The organism is Streptosporangium sp. NBC_01755 (assembly GCF_035917995.1).
Taxonomy (GTDB): Bacteria; Actinomycetota; Actinomycetes; order Streptosporangiales; family Streptosporangiaceae; genus Streptosporangium.
Genome location: NZ_CP109131.1, coordinates 535,698 through 561,229 on the forward strand (window position 1 = coordinate 535,698; position 25,532 = coordinate 561,229).

Annotated in this window: 26 protein-coding genes; 16 read left to right on the forward strand and 10 right to left on the reverse strand. The window is 67.9% G+C overall.

Annotation, left to right across the window (positions count from 1 at the left end; genetic code table 11):
• The first annotated feature begins 2 nt into the window (after positions 1-2).
• From OG884_RS02180 to OG884_RS02200, 5 genes are read left to right on the forward strand one after another with little or no spacing between them, the layout of a single operon-like run.
• Positions 3-575, forward strand: coding sequence for a DUF6079 family protein (locus OG884_RS02180; protein ID WP_326641575.1), 573 nt, complete (start codon positions 3-5; stop codon positions 573-575).
• Positions 467-3,004: a hypothetical protein gene (locus OG884_RS02185; RefSeq protein WP_326641577.1), complete on the forward strand. Its 2,538-nt coding sequence runs from the start codon at positions 467-469 to the stop codon at positions 3,002-3,004. Before OG884_RS02180 ends, OG884_RS02185 begins: the two co-directional genes overlap by 109 nt.
• Positions 3,001-5,739: a BREX-2 system phosphatase PglZ gene (gene pglZ / locus OG884_RS02190; RefSeq protein ID WP_326641579.1), complete on the forward strand. Its 2,739-nt coding sequence runs from the start codon at positions 3,001-3,003 to the stop codon at positions 5,737-5,739. Before OG884_RS02185 ends, pglZ begins: the two co-directional genes overlap by 4 nt.
• Positions 5,736-7,043, forward strand: coding sequence for a BREX system ATP-binding protein BrxD (brxD, locus tag OG884_RS02195; RefSeq protein ID WP_326641581.1), 1,308 nt, complete (start codon positions 5,736-5,738; stop codon positions 7,041-7,043). Before pglZ ends, brxD begins: the two co-directional genes overlap by 4 nt.
• Entirely contained in the window at positions 7,040-9,142 is a 2,103-nt protein-coding gene (locus OG884_RS02200) for a DEAD/DEAH box helicase (protein WP_326641582.1), read from the forward strand. The genes brxD and OG884_RS02200 overlap by 4 nt, the downstream gene beginning before the upstream one ends.
• Here OG884_RS02200 and OG884_RS02205 read toward each other — a convergent pair.
• Together OG884_RS02205 and OG884_RS02210 are read right to left on the reverse strand one after the other, a co-directional pair.
• Entirely contained in the window at positions 9,132-10,007 is an 876-nt protein-coding gene (locus OG884_RS02205; protein ID WP_326641584.1) for a protein kinase domain-containing protein, read from the reverse strand. The genes OG884_RS02200 and OG884_RS02205 overlap by 11 nt on opposite strands.
• A gap of 20 nt (positions 10,008-10,027) precedes the next feature.
• Complete coding sequence (locus OG884_RS02210) at positions 10,028-10,309, reverse strand: protein kinase domain-containing protein (protein ID WP_326641586.1); 282 nt, start codon at positions 10,307-10,309, stop codon at positions 10,028-10,030.
• A gap of 42 nt (positions 10,310-10,351) precedes the next feature.
• Here OG884_RS02210 and OG884_RS02215 point away from each other — a divergent pair, with 42 nt between their 5' ends.
• Together OG884_RS02215 and OG884_RS02220 are read left to right on the forward strand one after the other, a co-directional pair.
• The gene (locus OG884_RS02215; protein WP_326641587.1) at positions 10,352-11,104 is read left to right on the forward strand and encodes a hypothetical protein; all 753 of its coding nucleotides are present in this window, start codon (positions 10,352-10,354) and stop codon (positions 11,102-11,104) included.
• An 18-nt stretch (positions 11,105-11,122) separates the two neighbouring features.
• Positions 11,123-12,544, forward strand: a complete 1,422-nt coding sequence (locus tag OG884_RS02220) for a UvrD-helicase domain-containing protein (RefSeq protein ID WP_326641590.1) — start codon at positions 11,123-11,125, stop codon at positions 12,542-12,544.
• Positions 12,545-12,606: 62 nt separating this feature from the next.
• Here OG884_RS02220 and OG884_RS02225 read toward each other — a convergent pair whose 3' ends face one another.
• From OG884_RS02225 to OG884_RS02235, 3 genes are all read right to left on the reverse strand, one after another.
• Positions 12,607-13,002 carry a hypothetical protein gene (locus OG884_RS02225; protein ID WP_326641592.1) on the reverse strand — a complete coding sequence of 132 codons (396 nt, stop codon included), beginning with the start codon at positions 13,000-13,002 and terminating at the stop codon, positions 12,607-12,609.
• 377 nt (positions 13,003-13,379) lie between these two features.
• Positions 13,380-13,616: a DUF397 domain-containing protein gene (locus tag OG884_RS02230; RefSeq protein ID WP_326641594.1), complete on the reverse strand. Its 237-nt coding sequence runs from the start codon at positions 13,614-13,616 to the stop codon at positions 13,380-13,382.
• The gene (locus OG884_RS02235; RefSeq protein WP_326641596.1) at positions 13,613-14,470 is read right to left on the reverse strand and encodes a helix-turn-helix domain-containing protein; all 858 of its coding nucleotides are present in this window, start codon (positions 14,468-14,470) and stop codon (positions 13,613-13,615) included. The genes OG884_RS02230 and OG884_RS02235 overlap by 4 nt, the downstream gene beginning before the upstream one ends.
• Before the next feature lie 270 nt (positions 14,471-14,740).
• On the opposite strand from OG884_RS02235, the gene OG884_RS02240 reads away from it, so the two are divergent.
• Positions 14,741-15,037, forward strand: coding sequence for a hypothetical protein (locus OG884_RS02240; protein WP_326641597.1), 297 nt, complete (start codon positions 14,741-14,743; stop codon positions 15,035-15,037).
• Between the two features lie 81 nt (positions 15,038-15,118).
• Here OG884_RS02240 and OG884_RS02245 read toward each other — a convergent pair whose 3' ends face one another.
• Positions 15,119-16,690 carry an IS1182 family transposase gene (locus OG884_RS02245; protein WP_326639485.1) on the reverse strand — a complete coding sequence of 524 codons (1,572 nt, stop codon included), beginning with the start codon at positions 16,688-16,690 and terminating at the stop codon, positions 15,119-15,121.
• A gap of 343 nt (positions 16,691-17,033) precedes the next feature.
• On the reverse strand, positions 17,034-17,771 hold the full coding sequence (locus OG884_RS02250; protein ID WP_326641599.1) for a helix-turn-helix domain-containing protein: 738 nt from the start codon (positions 17,769-17,771) through the stop codon (positions 17,034-17,036).
• A gap of 268 nt (positions 17,772-18,039) precedes the next feature.
• Between OG884_RS02250 and OG884_RS02255 the strand changes: the two genes are divergently transcribed.
• The 3 genes from OG884_RS02255 (at position 18,040) to OG884_RS02265 (ending at position 20,352) form a co-directional block, all read left to right on the forward strand.
• Positions 18,040-18,450, forward strand: a complete 411-nt coding sequence (locus tag OG884_RS02255) for a type II toxin-antitoxin system VapC family toxin (RefSeq protein ID WP_326641601.1) — start codon at positions 18,040-18,042, stop codon at positions 18,448-18,450.
• A gap of 235 nt (positions 18,451-18,685) precedes the next feature.
• The gene (locus OG884_RS02260) at positions 18,686-19,468 is read left to right on the forward strand and encodes a MerR family transcriptional regulator (protein ID WP_326641603.1); all 783 of its coding nucleotides are present in this window, start codon (positions 18,686-18,688) and stop codon (positions 19,466-19,468) included.
• Positions 19,465-20,352 (forward strand): hypothetical protein, encoded by an 888-nt coding sequence (locus OG884_RS02265; protein ID WP_326641604.1) that lies wholly within the window; start codon positions 19,465-19,467, stop codon positions 20,350-20,352. Before OG884_RS02260 ends, OG884_RS02265 begins: the two co-directional genes overlap by 4 nt.
• Before the next feature lie 75 nt (positions 20,353-20,427).
• Here OG884_RS02265 and OG884_RS02270 read toward each other — a convergent pair whose 3' ends face one another.
• Positions 20,428-21,084 carry a response regulator transcription factor gene (locus OG884_RS02270; protein WP_326641606.1) on the reverse strand — a complete coding sequence of 219 codons (657 nt, stop codon included), beginning with the start codon at positions 21,082-21,084 and terminating at the stop codon, positions 20,428-20,430.
• 378 nt (positions 21,085-21,462) lie between these two features.
• Between OG884_RS02270 and OG884_RS02275 the strand changes: the two genes are divergently transcribed.
• From OG884_RS02275 to OG884_RS02295, 5 genes are all read left to right on the forward strand, one after another.
• Positions 21,463-21,858: an effector-associated constant component EACC1 gene (locus OG884_RS02275; protein WP_326641608.1), complete on the forward strand. Its 396-nt coding sequence runs from the start codon at positions 21,463-21,465 to the stop codon at positions 21,856-21,858.
• A complete protein-coding gene (locus OG884_RS02280) occupies positions 21,855-22,061 on the forward strand; it encodes a hypothetical protein (protein ID WP_326641610.1) in 207 nt (68 codons plus the stop codon). The genes OG884_RS02275 and OG884_RS02280 overlap by 4 nt, the downstream gene beginning before the upstream one ends.
• Before the next feature lie 128 nt (positions 22,062-22,189).
• Positions 22,190-22,588: an IS200/IS605 family transposase gene (tnpA, locus tag OG884_RS02285; protein ID WP_326641612.1), complete on the forward strand. Its 399-nt coding sequence runs from the start codon at positions 22,190-22,192 to the stop codon at positions 22,586-22,588.
• A gap of 6 nt (positions 22,589-22,594) precedes the next feature.
• The gene (locus tag OG884_RS02290) at positions 22,595-22,828 is read left to right on the forward strand and encodes a helix-turn-helix domain-containing protein (RefSeq protein WP_326641614.1); all 234 of its coding nucleotides are present in this window, start codon (positions 22,595-22,597) and stop codon (positions 22,826-22,828) included.
• Positions 22,759-23,883 (forward strand): RNA-guided endonuclease InsQ/TnpB family protein, encoded by a 1,125-nt coding sequence (locus OG884_RS02295; RefSeq protein ID WP_326641616.1) that lies wholly within the window; start codon positions 22,759-22,761, stop codon positions 23,881-23,883. Before OG884_RS02290 ends, OG884_RS02295 begins: the two co-directional genes overlap by 70 nt.
• Positions 23,884-24,139: 256 nt before the next feature.
• Here the strand turns inward: OG884_RS02295 and OG884_RS02300 are convergent, their stop codons facing one another.
• Together OG884_RS02300 and OG884_RS02305 are read right to left on the reverse strand one after the other, a co-directional pair.
• Complete coding sequence (locus tag OG884_RS02300; RefSeq protein WP_326641618.1) at positions 24,140-24,523, reverse strand: hypothetical protein; 384 nt, start codon at positions 24,521-24,523, stop codon at positions 24,140-24,142.
• 60 nt (positions 24,524-24,583) lie between these two features.
• Complete coding sequence (locus OG884_RS02305) at positions 24,584-25,438, reverse strand: helix-turn-helix domain-containing protein (RefSeq protein WP_326641620.1); 855 nt, start codon at positions 25,436-25,438, stop codon at positions 24,584-24,586.
• Between the last annotated feature and the right edge of the window lie 94 nt (positions 25,439-25,532).

The following is a 25,532-nucleotide window of genomic DNA, read 5'->3' on the forward strand; positions in this document are numbered from 1 at the left end:
GAATGGCGGCCTCTCCCGACGGTGCGGTGCTGCTCAGGGACGTCATCGAGATCCCCGAGTCGCTGAGCGCGAACGACTTCGTGCTCAAGCTCAGCGACGGCGTCTCGCGTATCGACGCGACCCTGGCCAGCTACGTGGTCACCCCGCAGCTCGCGCAGAGCTTCGACGCGGCCCTCGGCTACGTCCAGGGCACCCTGGAGAAGGGGGCCAGCGACGCGGTCTTCCTGCACGGCTCGTTCGGCTCGGGCAAGAGCCATTTCATGGCGGTGCTCAACGCCATCCTCCAGCACAACCCGGACGCCCGGGGGCTCCGTGACCTGGAGGGGGTGCTCGACAGGCATGACCGTTGGCTGGCCGGGAAAAAGCTGCTCTGCCTCAACTACCACCTGATGGGCGCCTCGACGGTCGAGGAGGCTCTGCTCGGCGGCTCGGTTACCAGGGCATCGCCCTCTTCATCGACGAGCTGGTGCTCTGGCTCGCCTCCCGCAGCAACGACACGACGTTCGTCAACCGCGAGGGCCCCAAGCTCTCCAAGCTGGTGGAGTCGGCGTCCAGCAGGCGCCCGATCCCGCTGATGTCGTTCGTCGCCAGGCAGCGGGACATCAAGGACTTCCTCGGCGCGAACTTCACCGGCGCGGAGAAGTACGCCACCGGCCAGACGTTCCGCTGGTGGGAGGACCGCTTCAACAAGATCGTCCTTGCCGACGGCAACCTCCCGTTGATCGTGGAACGGCGGCTGCTCTCCCTCAAGCCCGGCGGCCGGGAGAAGCCGGAGGCGGCGTTCGCGCATGTGACCCGGGAGCCGAAGGTCTGGAACGTGCTGCTGGACGGGCTGGACGACTCCTCCGACCAGCTCTCCTTCCGCCGGACCTATCCGTTCTCACCGGCGCTGGTCTCCACCATGGTCGCCCTCGCCGGCCTGCTGCAGCGGGAGCGGACCGGCTTGCGGACCATGGCCGAGCTGCTCCGCCGGGGCCGGGACGAGCTGAGGGTGGACGATCTGATCCCGGTCGGCGACGTCTACGACGTATTGATGAGCGCGGGCATGGTGCCGCTCACCGACGACATAGCGCAGCACTTCGCCAACGCGCGGACCCTGTTCGAGGAGAAGCTGCTGCCCCGGCTGCTGGACCGGCACCGGCTCACCACCGACCGGGCCGAGGGCCTGCCGCGGACCCACGCCTTCGTCAGCGACGCCCGGCTGGTTAAGACGGCGCTGCTCACCGCGATTGCGCCGAACGTCCCCGCGCTGCGCAACCTCACCGCGCTGAAGCTGGCCGCGCTGAAGCTGGCCGCGCTGAAGCTGGCCGCGCTGAACCACGGCACGATCAAGGTCCGGCTGGTGGGCGACGAGACCGGCAAGGTGCTGGCCCTCTTCAAGGAGCTCGGGCAGTCGGGGGTGAGCGAGATCCACCTCTCCGACGACCAGAGAAACCCGCTGATCACGATTCAGCTCGCGGGCGTCGACTACGAGAGCGTGCTGGACCGGGTCCGCAACCAGGACACCAACGGAGAGCGCCGGCAGCTGCTGCGCAAGCTGGTCTTCACCTCGCTCGGCGCGTCGGCTCCCGCCGACACCATCGGCGGCGGGTACACGCACTCGTTCGTCTGGCGCGGCAGCCGCCGCACGGTGGACCTGGTCTACGGCAACGTCCGCAACGCCGAGGAGCTGCCGGACTCCGCGCTGCTCGCCGAAGGCGACCGGTGGAAGCTCGTCATCGACTTCCCGTTCGACGAGCAGAACTTCGGCCCCAACGACGACCTGGCCAGGATCGAGTCCGAGGTGCGGCGCAGCGACCTCACCACCGTGCTGGAGTATCTGGAGGCGGCGGCGGCCGACGAGCACGGCCGAGTCCCGATCGCGGCCAAGGACCGCGAGGTGCTCAAGAAGGTGGCCAACCCGCTGAAGCTCGGTGAGGCGCTGGAGAACGCGTTCCTGCTGACCGCCGACACCTTCCCGCTGCGCCGGCACCTCACCCAGCTCGCCGCCCAGGACGGCCTGGAGCAGTCCATCGGGGTCGGCAAGCTGATCGGCTGGCTGGACCAGCCGCAGGCGCGCGGCCTGGACCCGGCCGTTCGCGGGCTGGTCGTCGCGGCGTTCGCGCTGGCACAGGACCGCGAATGGTTCCGCGGCGAGGAGGGACCGGTCCCCCGGCCACCGGTGGACCGGATCGACGCCGCCTACGAGCTGCGACTGCCCCGGCTGCCCGACGAGTCCATCTGGCGCGGCGCCGTCGACCGGGCCGCCCGGATCTTCGGGGTGCCGTCCGGGGAGCGCCGGTCGGCCGCCACGGTCAACCGGCTCGCGGGAGCCGTGCGCACCCAGGCCAGGGCGTTGCAGGAGCCGGCCCGGAAGCTGGTCGCGCTGCTGGAGACCCACCGCGACGCGCTCGGCCTCACCGGGAGCCGGGCCGCCGACGGGACCTCGGACCGGCTGGGCCTCGTCAGGAACGCGGCCTCGCTGGTCACCTCGCTGGCAGCGGAACCCGAAGCCTATGACCTGGTCAGCGGCCTGGCCTCGGCGGCACTGGACGCCGCACCGGAAACCGTGGCCCGGTCGTTGAAGACGGCCGAAAGCATGGTGGCCGCGCTGGACCGTATGGACTGGGACCTGCTGCGCGCGGTCGAGACCCGCTCGTCCCATGACCAGACCGCCGCCGACCTCGTGAGGCGGCTCCGCGACGCGGCCGGATATCAGGAGGTGCAATTGTCCCTCGGCCCGGCGCTCGCCGACGCCAAGCGGGAGGCACAGCAACTCCTGGCCAATATCGTCATCCCGGACCCGATCATCATCGATCCGGACCCGATCATCATCTGGCCGGATCCGATCGACGGGTCATCCGACCCCGATCCGGTGACCGTGACGGATAAGACAGGTACGACGACCGTGACCGCAGGCACCATCGACGGGGCGCTCGGCACGCTGAAGGCGCTGGCCGACGCACACCCCGGGGCGCAGATCACCATCAGCTGGCGGATCTCGACGGGAGAGGCGCAGTCGTGATCGAGACCTCCGGGACCGGGACCCGGCTCGCCGCCGCGACGCTGCCCGCGATCCGCAGCATCGTGAGCGGGGTCGCGAAGCCCGGCCAGTCGAAACGGGTGATCGGCATCCACGCCCGTCCCGAATGGGCCGGGGAGCCGTCGTTCCCGCTGGAGGGTGCCTCCGGCGAGACCCTCGTCCAGGTCAGGGCCTGCCCGTCCGCGCTGGCCGTCCGGGAGGAGCTCATCGCGCACCGGGGAAACCCCGGCTACCTGGTAGTCCTCACCGACACGGACGCCGCCGACCTCGGGCTCGGGCTGCTCACCCACCTGGTACGCGGCATGCTGATCCCGCTGAAGCCGTGGGACCTGCTCAAGCAGTCGTTCGCGGCACGGAGCGTCGATCCGCTGCTGCTGGCCGAGGACTGGGCCGCGTCGGCGCTGGGCAGGTGGGAACCGGCCGGTTCCGGCTGGCCGCCCGCTCCCGGAGGGGCGCTCACCCGTGAGCACGCGCTCGGGCACCTCGCCTCGGTACTGTTCGGGGCCCGGGCCGACGGCGAGCCGTACCTCACCCCGGGGCACCCGGACGCGACCGGACTGCTGCGCTGGTCGCTCGACCCGGTGGCGACGGCCGCTGTCGCCGCGCTTCCCGGCGAGGTACGGATCGGGCTGACCAACTGGCTGGGCGGCGTCACCGGACCCGCCGGGATCTGGACGTTGCGGGCCGCGGCGGCCGGGCACGGCGGCGACGCGCTCCCGCTCGCGCTGGCCGCCGGGCTGCTGTGGCCGGAGGGCAGGACCGGCGTCCAGTCCATCGGTGAGGCCCGCGGCCTGCTCCGGGCCAGGCTCGGCGGCGCCGATCTGCCCGCCGAGCAGGCCCAGACCTGGAGCCGCGCGGCGGAGGCGGCCATCGTCCAGTTGAACCAGCCGGACGGCCTGCTCGAACGGGCCGAAGAGCTGCTCCGCAAGTTCAACGCCGGGGCGCTGATCACCCGCTCCACCCTGCTGCCCGGCGCGTACGACAGCCGGCTGCGCGAGTTCGCGAAGACCGTACGGAACGCGCTTCCCGTCCCCGGCCCGGCGGAGCTGGACCGGGCCGAGCAGGCGTACGCCCAGCTCGCGGCGCACGAACTGGCCCAGCGCGGAATGGACCGGGAGCGCCGGGCCGTGGTGGCCCAGATGGCGCTCCGGCTGCTTCGGTCGCTCGCGGTCCCCGACGAGCCCGCGCTCACCCTCGCCGACACCCTACACCACCAGATCAGGGTCGGCGCCTACGCCGAGTGGGCATTCGCCGACGTGTGGGACGGTGATCTCGACGAGCAGGTGGGCCGGGCCTACCGGTCGCTGCTGGAGGTGGTCGCGGCCCGGCGCGACGCGCGGGACCGCGTGCTCGCCGGACACCTGGCGACCATGGTCGCCGCCGACTCCCCGCCCGGCACCCTGGTGCCGATAGAGTCGGCGCTGTCCACGCTGGTCAGGCCGCTCGGCCGGTCGCTGCTGATCGTCCTGGACGGGATGTCCGCCGGAGTGCTCGCCGAGCTGGCGGCCGAACTGGTGGGCAGCCGGTGGATCGAGCTGATCGACTCCGCGCTGGGTCATCGACGGGTGCTGCTGCCCGCGCTGCCCACCGTCACCGAGACCTGCCGGACCAGCCTGCTCACCGGAACGCTGCGGACCGGCGGTCAGCGCGAGGAGAAATCCGGATTCGCCGCCGCGACGGGCGATCCGGCGGCCCGGCTGTTCCACAAGGACGAGCTGCGCGCCCCCGGTGGCCACTCCCTGCACTCGGAGGTCCGCGGCGCGGTGGAGGGCGAGGCCCGGGTGGTCGGCGTGGTGCTCAACACCGTCGACGACGCGCTCGACAAGATGGATCCCGGTGGCACCACCTGGACGCGCGCCCAGGTCCGGCATCTGACGGCGCTGACCGAGGCGGCCAGGGCGACCGGCCGGACCCTGATCCTCACCAGTGACCACGGGCATGTCATTGAACGTGACAGCGTGCCGCTGACCGGCACCGGAGCCGAGTCGGCCCGCTGGCGTCCTGTCGGCGGCCCGGTCACCGAGGGGGAGATCGCCATCGAGGGACGCCGGGTGCTGCTCGGCGGCGGCGCGGCCGTACTGCCCTGGCGCGAGGGGCTGCGCTACACCGCGAAGCGCGCCGGATACCACGGCGGTGTCTCCGCCGCCGAGGTCGCCGTGCCGTTCGCGGTGTTCAGCGCCGCTCCGGTGGACGGGATCGCCGGCTGGCGGCCCGCCCCGGCGCAGGAACCCGCCTGGTGGCACAGTACGGTCACCCTCGCCGCATCCACGGCGGCTCCCGTGACTCCCCCGGCTCCCCGGAAGGCCCAGCGGCCGAGTTCCTCGAGGCTTCCGGAGAACCAGGAGGAGCTGATCTCCTTCGAGGAACTGGCGCTCCCCGCCGCGCCACCGGTGCTGCGACGCGCCGCCGAGCGGTTCGTCGACAAACTGCTCGCCACCTCGCTTTACGCGCGGCAGCGGGAGAGCGCCGGACGGGCCGCCTCCGACGACGAGCGGGTCCGCGCCGTGCTGATCGCGCTGCTCGACGGCGGCGGGCGGCTGCACGAGTCGACGCTCTCCGCGCTCGCACAGGTGCCCGCGACCCGGCTGCGCAGCGTGCTGGCCGCGGTCCGGCGGGTGCTCAGCGTCGACGGCTACGACCCGATCGGCTACGACCGCGACGGGGTCACCGTCGTGCTGGACATCGGCATCCTCATCGAGCAGTTCGGGGTGTCGTGACGGTAGGGAACGTCAGCGAGCGCCGCCGCCGCGAGGTCATCGACGCGCTGCGGCGCGGCACCGTCCCGTCTGCCGGACTGGACCTGCTCGCGGTGGGCCTGGGCCGGTTCACCGCCGCCCTCGACGACGAGCTGGCCGTCGCGTCGCGAAGCGGCGCGGTCTTCAAGGCGGTCCGCGGGGAGTACGGCTCCGGCAAGACGTTCTTCGCCCGCTGGCTCGCCGAGCGGGCGAAGCGTGCCGGGCCGGCCGTGGCCGAGGTGCAGATCTCCGAGACCGAGACGCCGCTGCATCGGCTGGAGACCGTCTACCGGCGGCTCTGCGAGAACCTGTCGACCGCGCAGTTCGCACCGAGCGCGCTCCGCTCCGTGATCGACGCGTGGATGTACACCCTGGAGGAGGACTCGCTCGCCGCCGGGGTGCCGGAAGCCGAGCTGGACCCGGCCGTGGCGGCCCTGCTGGAGAAGCGGCTGGCCGAGGTGAGCCGCTCCGCGCCCGCGTTCGCCGCCGCGCTCCGAGGCTACCGGGCGGCGCTGGCCGCCTCCGATCCGGTGACCGCTGAAGCCGTACTGGCCTGGCTGGGCGGGCAGCCGCATGTGGCGGCGTCCGCCAAGCGGGCGGCGGGAGTCCGCGGTGACCTGGACCACTTCGGGGCGCTCGGCTTCGTGCAGGGTCTGCTGACCGTGCTGCGGGACTCGGGGCACCAGGGCCTGCTGCTGGTGCTCGACGAGGTGGAGACGTTGCAGCGGGTCCGCTCCGACGTGCGGGACAAGGCGCTCAACGCGCTCCGCCAGCTCATCGACGAGGTCGACTCCGGCCGGTTTCCCGGGCTGTACGTGCTCATCACCGGGACACCCGCCTTCTTCTCGGAGGGTTCCCAGGGGGTTCAGCGACTGGCACCGCTGGCGGCCAGGCTGGCCACCGACTTCGACACCGACGCCCGGTTCGACAACCCCCGGGCGGTGCAGACCCGGCTGCCGGGGTTCAGCCACGACGGCCTGCTGGAGCTGGGGATCCGGGTCAGGGACCTGTACGCCGCGGGGGCGTCCACCCGGGTGGCCTCGGTGGTGGACGACGCCTATCTGGCAGATCTCGCGCGGGCGGTCGCGGGTTCACTGGGCGACAGGGTAGGGGTCGCACCCAGGTTGTTCCTGAAGAAGCTGGTCGGCGAGGTGCTCGACCGAGTGGACCAGTTCCCCGACTTCGACCCCCGGGTGCACTACCGGCTCACCGTCGGCGCGCACGAGCTGACCGAGGTGGAGAGGAACGCGCTGTCAATGGACGACATCTCGCTGGATCTGCCGTGAGCTCCGAGCTCCACCCCGTGGTGCTGCACCACATCGTCAACACGCTCGGCTGGCCGGAGCTGCGACCGTTCCAGCAGGACGCGATCGCGCCGGTGCTGACCGGCGCGGACGCGCTGCTACTCGCCCCGACGGCGGGTGGGAAGACCGAGGCCGCGATGTTCCCGCTGCTGTCGCGGATGGCGATGGAGCAGTGGCACGGCACCTCGGTTCTCTACCTCTGCCCGATCAAGGCGCTGCTGAACAACCTGCTGCCCCGGCTGGAGGGCTACACCGGGTGGCTCGGGCGGCGTACCGCGCTCTGGCACGGTGACGTGACCTCCCCCCGGCGCAGGCGGATCCTCCGGGAGCAGCCCGATGTGCTGCTGACCACGCCGGAGTCGCTGGAGTCGATGCTGGTCAGCGTCAACGTCGACCACCGGCAGTTCTTCGCCGGGTTGCGGGCCGTCGTCGTCGACGAGGTGCACGCCTTCGCCGGCGACGACCGAGGCTGGCACCTGCTCGCCGTACTGGAACGCCTCACCCACCTGCTCGGCCGCCCACTTCAGCGGATCGGCCTGTCCGCCACCGTGGGCAACCCCGGCGAGCTGCTGACCTGGCTGCAGGGATCCGGCGCGGGAGAGCGCCCCGCGCACGTGGTCGCGCCCGGCCCGCCCGGTCAGGCGCAGGTCGTACCGCCGGGAGAGGTGCAGCTGGACTACGTGGGCTCGGTGTCCAACGCCGCGAAGGTGATCTCGGCGCTGCACCGGGGTGAGAAGCGGCTGGTCTTCTGCGATTCCAAACAGCTCGTCGAGGAGCTGGGGCACGCGCTCGGCGGTCTGGGCATCACCGTCTTCCTCTCGCACGCCTCGCTCTCCGCCGACGAGCGACGGCGCTCGGAGGAGGCGTTCGCTGAGGCCCGGGACTGTGTCATCATCGCGACCTCGACCCTTGAGCTGGGCATCGACGTCGGTGACCTGGACCGGGTGATCCAGATCAACGCGCCGTTCAGCGTCGCGTCGTTCCTGCAGCGGATCGGCAGGACCGGGCGCCGGGCGGGAAGCGTACGGAACTGCCTGTTCCTCGCCCTGGACGAGGGATCGCTGCTGCGGGCCGCGGCGCTGCTGCTGCTCTGGGGGCGCGGCTGGGTGGAGCCGGTCACCCCGCCCCCCGAGCCCCGGCACATCATGGCCCAGCAGATGCTGGCGCTCTGCCTGCAGGAGCATCGGGTCGGGGACCGAATCTGGCCACGGTGGTGGAACGGGCTGTGGCCGTTCGGCCCGGGCTCCGAACCCGTCGTCGGTCACCTGGTCGCGTCGGGATACCTGGACGAGGACTCCGGGATGCTGTTCATCGGCCCGGAGGCCGAGCGGCGCTTCGGGTTCCGGCATTTCATGGAGATGACCTCCGTCTTCACCGCCGCCCCGGAATTCGCCGTGCTGCACGGGCGCAAGGAGATCGGGCGGACCGATCCCGCACTGCTCACCGAGGAGATCGAGGGACCGAGACTGCTGCTGCTCGCCGGGCGGACCTGGCGGGTCAACCACATCGACTGGCGGCGGCGGCGCTGCCACGTGGAACCCGCCGACGGCAGGGGTAAGGCCCGCTGGAACGGACGAGGGCTGGGTGGGCTCTCCTTCGTCCTCTGCCGTGCCATGCGTTCGGTGCTGCTGGGCGAGGACCCATCGGTTCAGCTGAGCCGCCGGGCGCGGGAGCGGCTCGCCGTGATCCGCGAGGACGGTCTGGCAACGGTCCACCCCGGCGGAACCGTCGTCACCAGGGATGAGACCGGCGACGTGCACTGGTGGACCTGGGCCGGTTCCCGGGTCAACGCGACCCTCGCGGCCACCCTGTCGGAGATCGCCGACAGCGGTCAGCGCGTGGAGGAGGAATCCATCCGGCTCCGGACGAACCTGACTCCGGACGGGTGGCGGAAGGCGATGGACGGAGCGGCGGACCGGCTCTGCCTGCCCGAGGTGGACCCCAGGGCGTTGACGGGGCTGAAGTTCGCGGTGGCCCTGCCCGAACGGCTGGCGGTCGCCACGCTCGCCGCACGCCTGGCCGATCTGGACGGCGCGCAGGAGGTGCTCGGCGAGTCGTCTCGCTGGTCGATCACCGGGTAGTGGTGTGCAGGTCCAGGTCGGCCAGGATCTCGGCGATCTGGTCCACCGCGGGGTGCCGCGGGCCGTAGCGGCGTTCCAGATCCGGAAGGAGCATGGACAGCGTGTGGATCGCCACCGCCTTGTCGCCGGCGGCGAGCTCCAGCAGTCCGATCTCGCGGCGAAGCTCCAGGATGCGATCCTCGTCGACGCCGAACTTGTATCCGTCGGCCGGCAGACCGCGGAGCTGCCGGAGAGCCAGGCTGTTCTCCCCCACCTTCGCGTGGCAGACGGCCTCCTGCAGACGGCAGCGAAGCACCAGATCATGGTCGGCCCCCTCGCGTGCGGCCAGGTCCGTGGCGAGCCGGTGGAACTCCGGAGCGGCCTTTCGGTAGTCGCCGCCGAGGAAGAGCACATTGGCCAGTTCCAGCCGGAGACCGTTCAGCTCGGAACTGGCAGGGCCGAGAATCTGGACGGCCGGCTCGATCACCTCGGCGAGCACCGAGCGGCAGAACTCGGTCAGCCTGGCGAAGACCTCCGCCGCGTCCTCGGGCCGGTCCTCCGCCTTCTTGGCCAGGAGCTGAAGGACCAGTTCCTCCAGCCGGACCGGAATCCCGGAACGGAGCTCGCGCGGAGGCCGGGGTGGCTCGTCGGTGTGTCCACGCATCACCGCGAGGGGCGTCGGCCCTCTGAACGGCAGTTCTCCGGTCAGCAGCTCATACAGGACGACCCCGAGGGAGTAGAGGTCGGACTGCGGGGTGGTGACGGCACTGAACGCCTGATCCGGGGCCATGTAGTCAGGGGTGCCCGTCGTCACGCCGGTCTGGGGGATCCGGGGCATGCTCGACGCCTCGAACGCGCCAGCGACCCCGAAGTCAAGAACCTTCACGGTCCCGTCCAGGCAGAGCATCAGGTTGCCGGGTTGAGATCCCGGTGAACGAGCGAGGCCGCGTGCGCGACCGACAGCACCGTGCAGACCTGCGCGCCGATGGCGGCAACCCAGCCGATCGGAAGCCGCTCAACCTCGTCGATCACGGTGGAGACCGGGGAGCCGTCGATGAGCTGCATCACCAGATAGAGCTCGCCGTCGTAGATTCCGTGGTCGTAGACGATCGGAACACCGGGGTGTTCCAACCGGGCGGTGATCCGGGATTCGCGGACGAAGCGCTTGGTCAGCTCCTCAGTTCGCACGCTCCCAATGTCATCTCGGCCTGTCAGCCTGAGGAGCTCATAGTGCTGAGGCGCCCTCAGTCCGGAAAACGAATCGCCTGTGCTGTAGCGCACCTGAACATCAAAAAAGACGTCCTTTCTAAGGCGCGTCTGCATCTGGACGCCACCCGATCCTCAGCTTTGTTCGCCGAACGTATGGCTCTCGTCGAAGGAGTGACGGATGTGGCGCTGCTCCGCCAGCTTGGCCTGGCGTGGGCTGCGGGCAACCAAAATCGAACATCGTTCGTCAATGCGCTGGCTATCATTCCGATGGGCTTCAAAGGAAGGCCTTGGGCCGTGCAGCTTCTCGCTATCAAAGGCAAAGAACTCTGTGACCGTATCGCCGTACTCGGCGATACGGATAAGCCATCAAGCGGCAATTTGCTCACGGATCCGGCATGGCTCGCTTCCCATGATCAAAAAATCGTGAAGCATTTCGCAAGCGAGCCGACCCTGGAGCCTGCGATCACAGCCGGGAACGAGGATGCAGTCGCAGCAGCACTTGGGAAAATTGGTGTGATTATTCCTCTTCAGATCACCCCCGACGAGATTCAATTGCTGTTCCGTAGCGCCTCGATAAAGCACAAAACCAGTGCTGGATCCGCATCCAGAAAAAAGGGAGAGTTCGCCCTTGCACTGGCCGAGGAACTGCAGGATCGCATCGACAAGGACCCTTCCTCGGTACACGTTCCGACCATATGCATCGCCTTTTTGATTTCCTATACGACAAACCCGCGCCAAGCATCCTCGTCCTTGCAGATCTCAACCACTTCTTAAGTTCAGAAGAAGGAAACAGTGACCTCCAACCTTGATCTAACCCCTGCGCAGATCAAAGCCGCCGGCACAGAAGCCGGACGTGTTTATATCGAGGCTGAACCCGGATCGGGAAAGACCGTTATCGCCGCTGAACGCTTTGGCGTGCACCGTTATACCAGCAGGGGGGACTTCCGAGCCGTACTCGCCCTCTGCTTCAATCGAGCTGCAGCTACCGAACTTCGAGAACGGATCAATACCCGGTGGGGAAGAACCGCGCTGACCTGGCCCCATCGGGTTGCCACCATCGATGCCTACCTGCACGATCTACTCGGGTATCTTCTCCGCCATGGTCTGCTGACATGGCCCGGTGGTTGCGTCGAATTAACGGTCGCGGACTCCTGGAAAGCCTGGGGTTACACGTACCCTGACACGAGCTCCTGGCTGTCGATCATAGATGGCGAAGTAGTTCCTTGTGATATAACCACATATCGCGATCACCTGGAACAGGGAAAGTGCACCCACGCCGAAATACGAACCGTTCTGAATCAGGCATTAGAAAACCATGCACTTGCGGATGCGATCTCCACACATATAAAGACTTCAATACGTGCGCTGATCGTTGACGAAATCTTCGACGCCAACGAGCTGGACCTGCGACTCGTCAGCATGGCCTGCGAGCAGGACATCAAAACAACCATCATCGGCGACCCCTGGCAGGCTCTATACGCCTTCCGGGGTGCTACTCCCGAACTCGTTCACAAACTCGTGTCCCGGTACGGCTTCATCAGCTGCCCGCTGTCTGAATCCTTCCGCTTCCGTTCTCCCGAAACCATCCTGCTTGCAGAGTGTCTACGCGCACGCAAACCTGTCGAACTCTCTGCGGGGGAAGGGGAGAAAGTCGATGTCGCCCTTGCCTGGAAGTGGCAGTCTCTCTGGAGTGCGGGTACGGAAATCCTTCCGCTCTCGTTCGGGCCACCTCACACAGCCGCAGAGTCGGCAGTCGCTCTCTTGCTCAACCAACTGACACAAGTCGAGTTCGGGCTGTCGTCCACCTTTCTGAACGATGCCCTTCGCAACCTGGGGATTCTCGACCCCGCCGCCCCGCAGCGCCTTTTCGAGTGGTTGGGCGGCGTTCTGGCTTCTCTCGCCTCCGACCCGGTTCAGGATACATGGAAAAAACTTTCCCTTTCTATCCGGCATGAGACCAAGCAATACCTTCCGGAAACAGGCCCATACCGAGAGCTCGAAAATATTAAAAAACGTGTAGCGAGCACTCATCCTTACCGTATTCTCGGAATAACAATCCACCAAGCCAAAGGATGCGAATGGGATCGAGTCGCAGTGCGGCTAACCTCTGGGGAGCATGAGACACTCCGTAAAGGACTAGATTCGGAAAACGAAGAGCACCGAATTCTGTATGTCGGCCTGACCCGCGCCCGGTTTTCTACCGTTGCTATTTGATCAGCTACCGAGGAAAAGTATTACGGCTACCAAAGAGACCACCAGTGGAGTCACATCGCCAATCACACGGGGCCGCACTCTTCACTGACCAGCCGTTCCAATAGACGGCAGTAGGCGGTGATGTCCGCGCAGACGATCCGATATCCATCGTGGCTCTCTTCCTTCCCTTTGTTCATGCCTTTAGGGAACTTGATCATAGCGGCACCAAAGCGGAATTTGTCAGGAATGGTGAGCCCGGGAATTGAGGTCAGGCGCCCGAGATCGGTCTCAGGCGAGACAAGCACGGAGATGGTTCCCTGCGGCGTTTCGCGTCCGACGTAGCCGACCTGGCCTTGACCTGCGTGCTCAAGCTCAAGGTATTTCACTGTCGGACTCCTCAAGACCTTGAAAGCGCGCTCGTCCGCGAGTGCCACCAGGCGCTCCTCGGAGGCGGTCAGCCTCTTCCTGTCATCGGTCATCGGGGGGCCTCCAGCATGAAGTCAGAAGGACAACAGAGGACGCGGCGATCTTGCTTCAGCGCCCATCGACATCAAACCAGGAGAACCGACCATCTGAAGCGACTCTCCGCCAACAGCCCTTATCAATCATCCTGTCGCTCCGGTTCGTCCGCCCCCCGGTCCCCCGCCCTCCGAACTCGGCCCCTGGCCCCGCCCCGTCGGCCGACGACATCGAATCTGATGCCCCGAGGTCACCAAGCCTTTTCTCGTTCAACTCCACGAAGGCCGCGTCGAGCGCCTGGGCATCCGACGCGACGACGACACGAGGGTCACGGTTGGCTCATATGGCCAGGTCAGCGGTCACCATCATTCCGTCTCATTCAGATGGGCTCGCAAGTTCAGGGACGTCGGAGTTCGCCGCGTTCGATGCCGCCGGTGAAGGCGTCGTACTCGGCGTCTGTGAACAGGTGCGGGGCCTTTTCGGGGTTCTTGGAGTCGCGCAGGGCCACGATGCCCTGCTCCAGGAAGGCGATCTGGACGCAGTTGGTGCCGCCGCTGCTGAGGCTGCTGGTCTGCCAGCGAGCGTTGCGGAGCTGGGTCTCGATCCAGTCGGGGGGGAGGGTGTTCTTGTTCACGAGAGGTCCTTGGCGATCGTGGTGAGAAGCGGGAGGGAGGCCTTCGGCGACAGGGCGTCGGACTTCAGCAGGTCGCCGGTCGTGCGATAAAGCTCGACGGTCTCAGGTTCGTTCAAGTGCAGGGAGGCGCGCAAGGACTCGACGCACACCAGGTCTCGGCCGGTGGGAAAGGACATGAGCATGAACGGGCCGTCCATTCCCGCGTGGGCTCCGGCGGAGAACGGCAGAACCTGGATGGTGACGGTGGGGTTGGTACGGGCGAGGTGGATCAGGTGCTCGATCTGGGCACGCATGCAGGATCGGCCGCCGACTTCCTGTCGCAGCAGGCCCTCGGGGAACACTGCCCAGATCTTCAGCGGAGGTCGACGCTCCAGCATGGTGCGCTGATGCTCCAGTCGCAGGGCCACGAAGTGGTCGATGTCTTCGGGGGTCTTCCAGACCCTGCTTCCTTCGGTCACCGCTCGGGCGTACTCGGAGGTCTGGAGCAGGCCGTGGATGGCGAGTGGATTGAAGACGAACAGGCCATTGGCAGTTTCAACCTGGGAAAGGTAGTCGCCGAGTGGGTCATCGACCACGCCCTCGTAACGTTGCCACCAGTCGGCTTCGCCGGCGCGGCGTACGAGGTCGCGGAGTTCTTCTCGTAGAGCGGCGTCGGTGATGCCGAAGACCTCGAAGAAGTGCGGAAGCTGCTGGATCTTCAATCCTTGCAGCCCGTTTTCGATCTTGCTGACCGTGGAGAGGGACTGGTAGCCGAGGCGGCTCGCCGCCTCTTCCTGGGTCCAGCCGAGGGCTTCGCGGATGCGCCTGAGCTCTGCGCCCAGACGGCGGCGCCGCGGGGTGGGTTCGACGGGCATGGCCACCTCCTTCCTCGTGGGGAGCGTAGTGCTCGGAGCGGCGTCTGGTTCGACCTCCCCACCCGGCCTCACCAACCCTGACCTCCCGACCTCCGGGCAGCCGGGATCGCCCCTCGATCCCCGCCGACCCCGGAGCCGGTCCACGCCGACGGCTCCCCCGCGCCGGGCGCGGACCGTACAAAAAGGCCGGCGTCCCTGGACTTGGTCCCCCCTCGTCCGGGACGCCGGCCTCCCCACCCCACGGTGACTTGGCAGAAAGCGATGGTTCCCATGGTCACACCGGCAAACGAACCCCTCCGCCCCAAAGGCCGCCGCCGCGGCACAGATCCTGCCCGTACCGACCCACCCGCAGCAAGCACGGACAACGCCACCGAGCTGGCCCGCGACCTGGAAGCCCGCCATCCGGGATGGGTCATCCTCTGGCGCCACTGGGCCCGCCGCTACTGGGCCTTCCCCACCTGGAACACCAACACCCCCGAACCCATCGAAGCCAGAAACGTCCAAGACCTACTGACCCAGATCAACGACGTCGAACTCCAACACCCACCACCGGGTACCAACGGCTGACCGCGCTGACTAGTAGTAGTAGAAGTGCACTGAAGATCTTGGTTTGAGTGGATATCGGCGCGGAGCAGGCGCCCCGGCGGCTTATGCAGTGGCGGGGTTCAGTGCCCAGGCGCCGCCTGTGTGGGTGAGTCCGAGGTTGATGAGGCGGCGGAGGTTGAGTGCGGCAGCGCGGTTGTGGAGCCAGATGTTGTTCTTGAGGACGCCGCGGTAGGGAACGCGACGGTTGCCTTTGGCGACCAGCCAGGCGATGGCGCGTTCGACGGGTGGTCGCCAGCGGCGGTACTCCTGCTGCCATCGCTGACTGGTGGCGGCCTGCTGCCGGGCGGTTTTGAGGAGGTCATAGTGGGGGTGGACGTTGAAGGTGCGTCCGGTCTTGGACGTGGTGCAGCGTTCGCGCAGTGGGCAGGTGCGGCACAGGATCTTGAACTGGGCCTGGCGGTTACCACCTGCCAGCGGGCGGCCGAGGGTTTTGGTGTGGCCTGCCGGGCAGGTGACGCGGCCGGTTTGGGTGTCGACCTGGAAATCGTCGGTGGTGAAGCCGCCGGGGACGGCTTGGCGTAGCGGCGGCGGCTTGATCACCAGGGTGTGGCCGTCGGCTTGGAGGGTCTGTCGCAGGTCGCCGGTGCCGTAGGCGGTGTCGCCCAGTACCGTCAGGGCATCGTCGTCGCCGGCGAGGAGGCTTCGGGCGACGGCGGCCTCGTGGTTGTCCGCGCCGCTGCCCGCGGTGAGGGCGACCTCGGTGAACAGCCCCGCCTCGGGCTCGAACGCGGCATGTGCGCGAAAGCCGTCCTGGTGGCGGGTGCGGTTCTTGTGGATGTGGCGGGCCTCGGGGTCGACCGTGGACACGATGCGGTCGTGGGCGGTGCGCCGGGCGATCCGCCATCGGCCGTCGGAGCCGTCGGCGGGCTCGACGTCTTGTCCTGCGACCAGTGCCAGCAGTCCGAGGGCGCCTGCCGCCGTCTCGCCGAGCGGTTGGCCGGGCACGTGAGCGATGAGATTAAGGGCGTCGGTGACCAGGGCGTCGACCAGTGTGTCCCGCGCCTGCTGGTCGTTCCAGGCGATCTTCGGCTTGCCGGGGTCGGTGTAGTCGTGGGCGGTGCACCACTGGGCGGCGACCGGCTCGGCGCCGGGGACGTCGCGGATGACCCGGCGGATCGCGGCGATGAGCTGGGTGACGGTGTCCTGGGTGGCGACCGCGTCGTCCAGCACGGTGGAGTCCAACGCCCGGCGCTGCCTGCCTTTGAGGACGCCGGTGGCCGCGACGACTTCCCTGACCTTGGTGAACAGCCGGTTCGGATCGGCCGAGCGCTGCAGGCGCCGTCGGAAGTAGGTCAACAGCGACGGGTCGAACGCGGTGTCGTACAGACCCAGGCCGCAGGCGGCCTTCCACCTCAGGTCACAACGCAGTTCCTGAACCGTCTCGAAGTCCGACAGCCCGTGCAGGCTCTGCAGGACGATCACTGTGGCGAGCACCTGCGGCGGCATGCTCGGCCGCCCGTTCGCCGAGGGATACATGTCCGTGAACATGTCTGCTGGGAACAGCGTCTGCCGATGTTCGGCCAGGAACGCGAAAACGCTCCCGGCTGGGATCAGCTCCCGGCAGGTCTGCCACACATCCGGCCCTACCGGTTCTCCAGCCCATTCACCCTGCACGCAACGAGTCTGGCCCCGAATCATCCGAGGCGGGACCAGAACGCAAGATTTTCAGTGCACTTCTAGATGTTCATCTAAACAGAGCCGGGTGGTGACCGGCATCCCATTCACCGAAGGAGGACTCGCATGTCCCGTGTTCAGCGCAATCCAGGCGCGCGTGCGGGAGGTGGTGTTGGTCTGCCGGTACCCCGGTCATATCTGCCAGGGAGCATGGGCATGGTGATCGTTCGGCAGGACCCGAGACGACCGGAAGCAAGCCAGCCCTCGGAGCTATATCCCGAAGTCCTCGGGGGAAGCTACCTGCCGTAAGACGACCGCTCCCACGATCACCCGACTCGGCAGATCACCCGCCCCAAGCATGGCCGGTAAGCCCGAAGGGACGTTCCGGTACCGTGACGATGTAGTGGAAGTCGCCTATCCCAACCGTTCGTTCAAGGGTCTTGACGACGCTCCGGGGATTGTCGTGCGGGCCTGAGATGTAGAACGGCTGGCCGTCCTTGCCGAAGGTGATCGCGGACAGCCCTTCCCACGTGCCGAGGTGGTCGGCGGTCTGCGCAAAATCCGCAGCGGGCTCGAAGCCAAGGCCGCGCGCGTACTCGATCGCGCCAAAGACGATGTCCTGTGCGAGCTCGATTGGCGCCTCCTGCCACCCGGATGAATAGGCGGAGTAGTAGTCAGGGAGGAACCGAAGCAGAGCCAGCTCATCCATGATGTCAGGCCCCAGAGCCTTCTTCACCCCCAGGCAGTACACATCTACCAGGTAGCCGCACACCGCCACCTTGTCCCAGCGATGCCGCCGGGCGACCAGCACGCTCACTATGCCCGCGGTCCCGTCTTCGGACGCGGCCTCGTCCACCCAGCCGCGCCCCTCGTCAATTGACAGGCCCACACTCCAGCCGACGTTGACCCAGCAACCAACAATCTCCGGTGCAGGAGCCGTCGCACGGTTCTCCGCCGCGACAGCCCGTATCAGCGGGGCAACAACCGATGGCGACACACCCAACGTGCGAGCGATCTCCTTCGGAGATCTGCCCTGGCCGCGTAGCTCCCGCACCTGATCCAGAAATTCTGCGCTGTCCATGAGAACTCAACCTACCGATGCCGAAGCATAGAGACGCAGCAGACTGCTCAACGCGGTTACAGTGACGCCCATGCCCACGTACGACGCCCGCACGATGACCGCCACGCTTGCGGATCCGGTGACCCTTCTCGTGTTCGGCGCGATCGTCACCGCCACCTCCGAGGCACGTCCGCTGAGCTAGATGGGCTATTCGATGGTCACACGTCGTCGGGGCCGAAGGGTGGAAGTAGGGCTCGTCGAGGCGAACCGCGAGAGCTGGAGATGACGAGTGCCGACCGTGATGCTCGACACCAACGTCATCGCCGGCCTACTCCATCCCGATGACGCGCTGCACAGCCATGCTCGTGACGCGGTCCGCCACTGGGAGGACAAGGCGGCCTCGTTCGCCATCTCCGTGATCACCTGGAGCGAACTGCGGGTGGGCGCGGTTCGCAAGGGCGTCACAGCCGGGAAGATGCTCGGGGCGTTCCGTGCCGCCGTCATCGACCGGATCGTCGAGGTGAACGAGGCGACGACTGAGAGCGCGGACCTGCTCAGGGCCGCGGACCTGACAATTCGCGTACCGGACGCCCTCATCATCGCGACCGCACGTGGAATAGGGGCCGACGCACTGCTCACCGCGGACCGGAAATTCCCGGGCATCGCCCCGGAACTCGTCGAACTGCTACGGCCGAGTTGATCCCCGCGGCACCACCCCCTGGAGGGGGCCGCTGCGCGACGGTGACGGGCGCGGGCCGGTGTTGGAGACTCGCCGAAGGGGCGTGACGAGCGCTGACATAGATGATCACTCGCCCTCGCCACGCTTTCAGCCCCGAGGCGCCCGTACACCGCTTTCGTGAAGGAGGGCCCCCGCGGTAGGTCGCGGTCAGGGAGGAGCTTGACCTTGACGCGACGTCAACGTCTGTAATGCAGGTATGCGAATCGGAGAGGTCGCGGCGCTGGTCGGCATCACCACCCGCGCCGTACGTCATTACCACCACCAGGGACTGCTGCCAGAACCACCGCGACGACCCAACGGCTACCGCGCGTACGGCCTGCGGGACGCGGTCGAGCTGGCACGGATACGGCGGCTCACCGAACTCGGCCTGGCCCTTGAGGAGGTGCGCGACGTCCTGGCCGACGACCGGGGCCGCGACCTGCACGAGGTGCTCGTCGAACTGGACGCCGACCTCGCCCGCCAGGAGCGGGCGATCCAGGAGCGCCGGTCCCGGCTGGCGGTGCTGCTGGAAAAGGCCTCCGGCGCCGATCTTGACCCCGACGACGTGGTCTCCCCCGGACTGGCCGGATTGTTCGGTGCGATGTCGGCCTCTGCGAGCGAGTTGCCGGAACCCGCGCCGGCGGCCTGGGACCGCGAACTGCTCGCGCTGATGGACACGACCGCCACTCCCGAGGATCGAGAACGGCTGTTCGCCGCCATGCGGCCGATGGCCACCGACCCCGGCGCCGTGGCCCGCTCCTACGAGCTCTACCGCAGGCTCGGTGAGCTGACCGAGGCGACCGCCGACGATCCGCGGATCCCCTCACTGGCCGCCGAGTTCGCCGACCACATCCCGGCCGACCTACTGGCCCTCCTCGGCTCCGATCTCCCGGGGGCCTCCACCGATCCACTCGGCGAGACCTTCCTGGCGGAGCTTCCCCCGGCCCAGGCCGAGGTCGTACGCGAGACGTTGCGGCTTCTCACCGGACGGCTGTCATGAGACGGCTGGTCCGCGCGATCGCCTACGCGGTGCTCCCCGCTGAGATGGCTCTGGTGGTGTGCCTGGTCGCGGGCGTCCCCGTCCCGATGCCGGTGATCGTGGTGGCCGAGGTGGCCGTCGCCACCCTCGTCGGGGTGGAGGCGTTCCTGCTGGCCGGGGCGTTCAGGAGGCACCGGTCACAGGGCCTGACGGCCGCCGAGGCTGCCGGGGCGGCACTGCGGGAGCTGGTTCCCGAGCCGATCCTGCGGTTGACGGCGCATGAGGCGAAAGCCGCGGCGAGCATCGGATACCTGGTCGCCGGGCGGCGGCAGGGAGTTCACGGCGACGCCGTCGCGATCGGCTACGCCCGCGAACAGACCCCCATGATGCTCATCCTGCTCGTGGTGTGCGTGATCGAGACGGTGGTTCTGGCCATCCTGCTGCCCTGGCCCGTCGTCCACGCGGTCGTAACGGTCCTGGACGTGTACGCGGTGGTCACGATGCTGGCGATGACGGCCGCCGGCATCACCCGGCCCCACGTCGCCGCACCGGGCGAGCTCAGGCTCCGCTGGGGCGCCCTGTTCGATCTCCGTGTGCCGATGGCGCTGGTCGAGTCGGTACGGGTGGACCGGCGCTACGACCACGAGAGGCTCCTGCAGGTGACCGGCGACGAGCTTTCCCTGGCGGTGTCGTCCCAGACGAACCTGGTCGTCGACCTGGCGGAGCCGGTGACCGCGGTGCGCCCGCTGGGAGCCGTCGTCACCGCCCGGCGGCTCCGCTTCTACGCCGACGACCCGAACGCCGCCCTCGCCGCGATCCGGCGAGCCCTCGACGGAGCACAGGCGACCGCATCGGCGCCCGAACCCCCTGCCCGCCCTGACCGGCTGCCCATGGCCTCCTCGTAGGGAGCCCTGACCGGCTGCCCATGACCTCATCGTAGGGAATGGGCATCTCTTCAAAGGGTTCACCGGCCGACGCGCCTACCCTGTCCTCCGATAGCGGATCAGGCCGAGTTCGGCCAGGTCGTCGGACCAGAGCCAGCCCGCCTCCTTGGCGATTCTGACCGCTTCCACTCGTGTGCGGGCACCGACCTTGGTGAGGATTCGTCCCAGGTAGTTGCGGACCGTGCCGCCGGACAGGCAGAGCCGGTCGGCGATCTCGCCGACCGGCGCGCCCTCGGCGGCGGCCTGCAGGACCTCTAGTTCGCGTGCGGTGAGCGGGTTCGGCTTCGCGTTGAGGGTGGCGACGGCCAGTTCGGGGTCGACGACCCGCTGACCGGCGGCCACCCTGCGCACGCAGTCGGCGAGCTGGCCCGCCGGGGTGTCCTTGACGACGAAGCCGCGCGCGCCGGCGTCCAGTGCGCGGTGCAGCGCGGCCGGGGTCGCGAGTCCGGTCAGGATCACCGTCGCGCAGTCGGGAAGCCTTCTGCGCAGTTCCGCCGCGGCGGTGAGGCCGTCGGTGCCGGGCAGGCCGATGTCGAGGAGCGCGACGTCCGGCCGATGGTGCAGACAGGAGCGGACGACCTCGTCGCCGTGACCGACCTCGCCGACGACCTTGATGTCGTCCTCGGTGGAGAGCAGGGCGACCATGGCCCCCCGGACCAGGTGCATGTCCTCGGCGATCAGGACGCTGATCATGGGTTGTCTCCCCCGTCGTTTCGCGGTGCGCTCGTGCCTGGCCCGGGGCCACTGCCCACACGCGAGGAGACTACCCACAGAATTCAGCTGATTACTGCGTACCAGAGTTAAACACCGAAACACCCGACATGAGGCTATCGTCCTCGCAAGAGAGGATTTCCAGCGCAAGCCCCACCTGGGCCGCGCCCCGTGGATCAGGTAATCGGCGTGGACATCCAGCCCGAATGAGGACCGACTGCTCAGCATCCCGTCGGATCGCCCTCCACCGACGCCGCGCAGCAGCCCCGTTCTGGCGATCTACTCGAACCGGCCACCATAATCAGGGTCGCGGCTAAGTCGCGGCTAAATTGACGGCAGGCGGAAAGGTGGCGAGGAATCGTGGACGCACTCTTACGGGCAGAGGCCGACCAGCTTCGTAATCTCTACTCGTGGCTGATCGAGGAACCGGAATTCCGCGGACGTGTCCGAATTCTCGAACGGGACGGGGCACCTCACGAGCTCGGCCCGACGACCGACCTCCTCCAGGTGGCCCTCGGATCGGGGGGCGCGGTGGCGGCCCTCGCCGGCATCGTCATCGCCTGGCTGAACAGCCGACCCGGCGAGGTCTCGATCCGGATCTCGCGCGACGGTCAGGAGATCGAGGTGACCGCCAAAGGGGTCAAGTCGCTGACCCCGGAAGGAGTACGGGCGCTCACCGGCCAGATCGCCGAAGCCGTCGCGGGTCACCCGATCGCCGAAACCGTCGCGGGTCGCCCATCGGAGCTTGAGCGGTGAGCCTGCTGTCCCACGAGGGAACGCGCGTGCTGCTCGTCGGTTCGGGAAGCTACGTTCCCGGTTCACACCTGCCCTCCGTGCCGGCGAGCCGTACGACGGTTCAGGACCTCGGGGACTGCCTGGTGGACAGGGCCGGCCTGGATCCCCGCACGGCTCACCAGGTGCGTCGATCGGAGATGCCGGGCGCGGGTCCCTGGCTTTAGCCATGGGGGTAAGCCCGGCGCGGGAGGGCCGCCAGGCCCGAGCATGCTCTGAACCTGATGAGAGTTCTCCTTGATGGGTAATCGAATCTTTGAGCGGTAGATAGCTTCCTTCTGTATGGTGACTCAGTGTGACCGTGACGCTCCGGACGAACAGCAGCATCGCCTTCCAGTGCGCGTTCCACGTGGTGTGGTGCCCCAAGTACCGGCGGCGGGTTCTGGGCGGCCGGATCGAAGAACGGCTTAAACAGTTGATCCGTGAGGTGATCGAGGAGAAGGAGGCGTGGCCGGTGGAGCTCGACGTCATGCCCGACCACGTTCACCTGCTGGTCGAGGTGGACCCCCAGTTCGGGATCCACAAGCTGGTCAAGGCCGTCAAAGGCCGTACTTCTCGCCTGCTTCGCGAGGAATTCCCGGCGCTGAGGTCGAAGCTGCCGACCTTGTGGACGAACTCCTACTTCGTGGCGACCGTGGGCGGTGCGCCCCCGGACGTGGTCAAGCGCTACGTCGAGAACCAGAAGAACCGGTGATCGCCGATGCTCACCGGACGCAGGTACCGCCTGGACCTCACCCCCGAACAGGGGGAGTTCGCCGAACGCATCGGCGGGACGTGCCGGTCGGTGTGGAACACCGCGCTGGAACAGCGCCGGATCCACCGTCGGCGCGGTGGGTGGATCGGCTACCACGACCAGGCCGCCAGGTGGCTGAGGCGAAAGATGACTTCCCCTGGCTGGCCGAGGTACCCGGTCACTGTCCCCAGCAGGCGTTGATCGACCTGGATCAGGCGTGTGCCAAGCACGGCACGTGGAAAGTCCGCTGGAAGTCGAAGGCCGCCAATCCGCCGAGCTTCCGGTTCCCCGAGGGCGGGAAAATCACGGTCGAGCGGCTCAACCGGCGCTGGGCGCGGGTGAGGCTGCCGAAACTCGGCTGGGTCCGCTTCCGGATCACCCGCCCGCTCGGCGGGAAGGTCAAGAACGCTACCGTCAGCCGGGACGGCGAGCACTGGTACATCGGCTTTCTCGTCGAGGACGGGGTCACCCCGCCTGAGCGGCACGCCGGCCCCGGCAGCGCCGTGGGGATCGATCGGGGCGTGGTCAAGGTCGTGACCCGCTCGGACGGCCGCTTCCACCACCGGGTGTTCGCCCGTGATCGGGAGGTCGAGCATGTCAAGAAGCTTCAGCGGGACTTCGCCCGGACCACGAAGGGGTCGGTTCGGCGCAAGAAAGCCGCCGCGCGGGTCGCCGACATGGTGCGGACGGTCCGCGGACGCCGGGAGGACTTCGCCGCCAAGACCGCCCATACCCTGGCCACGGGTTTTGAGATGGTCATGTTCGAGGCGCTCAAGACCAAGAACATGACCGCCGGCGTCGAACCCAGGCCAGACCCTGAGCAGCCGGGCGCGTTCTTGCCGAACGGGGCCGCCGCCAAGGCCGGACTGAACCGGTCCATCTTGGACAAGGGCTGGTACCGGATCGAGGTGGCCACCCGTGGTAGGGCCCGGTATACGGGCACCCACGTGATCACTGTCAACCCGGCGTACACGAGTCAGACGTGCAACGTGTGCAAGGTGGTGGATCGGAGGTCCCGCGAGAGCCAAGCGGTCTTTCGGTGCACCTCTTGCAAACACACCGAACACGCCGACGTGAACGCCGCCAAGAACGTACTCACCGCCGGGAGGGCGGAGTTCGCACAGCCCAGGCCGGGTGTGCGAGCTGGGGCGCGCAGACCACGCAACCGCGTGGGCCGGAAGGCCAGCCGCCAAGCAACAGCAGCGCAGACCACCGCAACAGCGGCGTCCGGGCCGGCTGGAATCCCCCGGCTTTAGCCGTGGGGAGCGCTTCAACCAGCGGATCCGCAACACTTCGCGAGCCTTCTTGACGACGCGGCCCGGCAGGCGACCGAGGTGCTCGTCCTCTACTACGTGGGACACGGTCTGGTCGGTCAGGCCAACGAGCTCCACCTGGCGACCCAGGCGACGACGGACCTGACAACCGGAACCCCTCCCGAATACCAGGCCCTGCCCTACTCCACGGTCCAGAGGCCACTGCTGCGCAGCAGTGACAGCGGCAATCTCGGCGGCGTCAGATCGGGGCGACGGCGGCGTGGTGTTCCAGCAGGACGTCGGTCAGCAGGTAGCCGCCGCAGATCAGGTGGGTCAGCGGATGGGCCCGTATCTCCCGGTAGTGGGCGGCGATCCGGAACGCGGCCGCGACCGGGGTGGCGGCGCTCGTCCACAGCGGTCTGTGCCGGCCGGTAGAGGCCGGGACGACCCACCAGAAACGGCAGGCGTCGTCGAGGCGGGCGACCAGCCCGTAGTAGACGGAGACGACTACCTTGCCGGACGGCAGGCGGTGGACGTCAGCCGGGATGTTGTGGGCTCGGGCCAGCAGGGCCGCCAGTTCACGGGCCCGGAGTTCGGCTGGGTGAGGCGCGAGATCTTCGGGGGATGTGTGATCAACGGTCACACTCGCGAGATTAGAGATCATGAGATGGCCGCCTCAACCATGTTGCGCGATGTTGCGAGTTCATATCTCGCGGAACGCGGCGGCCGCGGAACGCAGCAGGACGCGGGCCTCCTGCCCGTAGGCCGCGGCACCGCTCAGTGCCCGGAACGCCTTCTCGTACACGACCACGTCGCTCGGGGCCTTGTGCTGGATCTGGCCCGGCACGGTGTCGACGCGGACCCGGTTGGCGTCGTATATCCAGAAGTTCTCCGGCGGCATGAGCGGCGGCCTGATCGTCGCGGGAACGATGCCGAAGGACACGTTCGCGACACCCGAGGTCAGCTCCGCCAGCCGGTCGAGCTGGGCGGCCATCTCCGCCGGGCCGACCAGCGGCGTGCGGAGTGCCTGCTCACCGACGATGAACGCGAACCGCTTGCTCCCGTTGCGCAGGATCTCCTGCTGTTTCATCCTCGCCGCGACCGCGGCGTCGATGTCGTCGGGGATGCCACGGAAGTCGATGACGGCACGCAGGTGACCCCGGGCGTAGTCGCCGGTCTGGAGCAGGCCGGGGACGGCCGAGTGCTGCCAGACGCGGAACTGGTGGGTCCTGTCGTACAGCGGCTGGAAGGAGCGCTGCACGTGGCCGAGACCGCTCTCCTCAAGGCGGCGCCAGTCGGTGTACATCGCGTCGATGTTCTGGGCGGCCGCGATCAGGTCGACCACCTGCTCGTCCGCGTCGCAGGCCTCGCACCACGTCCGGATGTCGGCCTGGTTGGGCATCTGGACCGCGTTCTCGATCTTGGAGATCTTGGTGTGGTCCAGGCCGGTCTTGGCCGCCAGCGCTCGCCCGGTCAGCCCGGCGTCGGCGCGGAGCGCTCTGAGCCGGGCGGCGAGGATGCCTTTGGCCTCGTCGATGCGTGCTGTGGAGGTCGCCATCTCCGTCACCTCGTCACCGCGGGGGGTTGATCCTCCGACCGTACGTCGGATGTTGCGATCTGTCCTGAAAGTTGCGAATAGTTGCGAAAACGAT

Excerpts from the sequence above, each read along its gene's own strand:
- OG884_RS02260 (WP_326641603.1), top strand. The coding sequence starts at position 18,686 with ATGCGAATCGGAGAGGTCGCGGCGCTGGTCGGCATCACCACCCGCGCC.
- OG884_RS02305 (WP_326641620.1), bottom strand. The coding sequence starts at position 25,438 with ATGGCGACCTCCACAGCACGCATCGACGAGGCCAAAGGCATCCTCGCC.
- OG884_RS02225 (WP_326641592.1), bottom strand. The coding sequence starts at position 13,002 with ATGACCGATGACAGGAAGAGGCTGACCGCCTCCGAGGAGCGCCTGGTG.
- OG884_RS02240 (WP_326641597.1), top strand. The coding sequence starts at position 14,741 with ATGGTCACACCGGCAAACGAACCCCTCCGCCCCAAAGGCCGCCGCCGC.
- OG884_RS02270 (WP_326641606.1), bottom strand. The coding sequence starts at position 21,084 with ATGATCAGCGTCCTGATCGCCGAGGACATGCACCTGGTCCGGGGGGCC.
- OG884_RS02290 (WP_326641614.1), top strand. The coding sequence starts at position 22,595 with ATGCTCACCGGACGCAGGTACCGCCTGGACCTCACCCCCGAACAGGGG.
- OG884_RS02265 (WP_326641604.1), top strand. The coding sequence starts at position 19,465 with ATGAGACGGCTGGTCCGCGCGATCGCCTACGCGGTGCTCCCCGCTGAG.
- OG884_RS02235 (WP_326641596.1), bottom strand. The coding sequence starts at position 14,470 with ATGCCCGTCGAACCCACCCCGCGGCGCCGCCGTCTGGGCGCAGAGCTC.
- OG884_RS02180 (WP_326641575.1), top strand. The coding sequence starts at position 3 with ATGGCGGCCTCTCCCGACGGTGCGGTGCTGCTCAGGGACGTCATCGAG.
- OG884_RS02250 (WP_326641599.1), bottom strand. The coding sequence starts at position 17,771 with ATGGACAGCGCAGAATTTCTGGATCAGGTGCGGGAGCTACGCGGCCAG.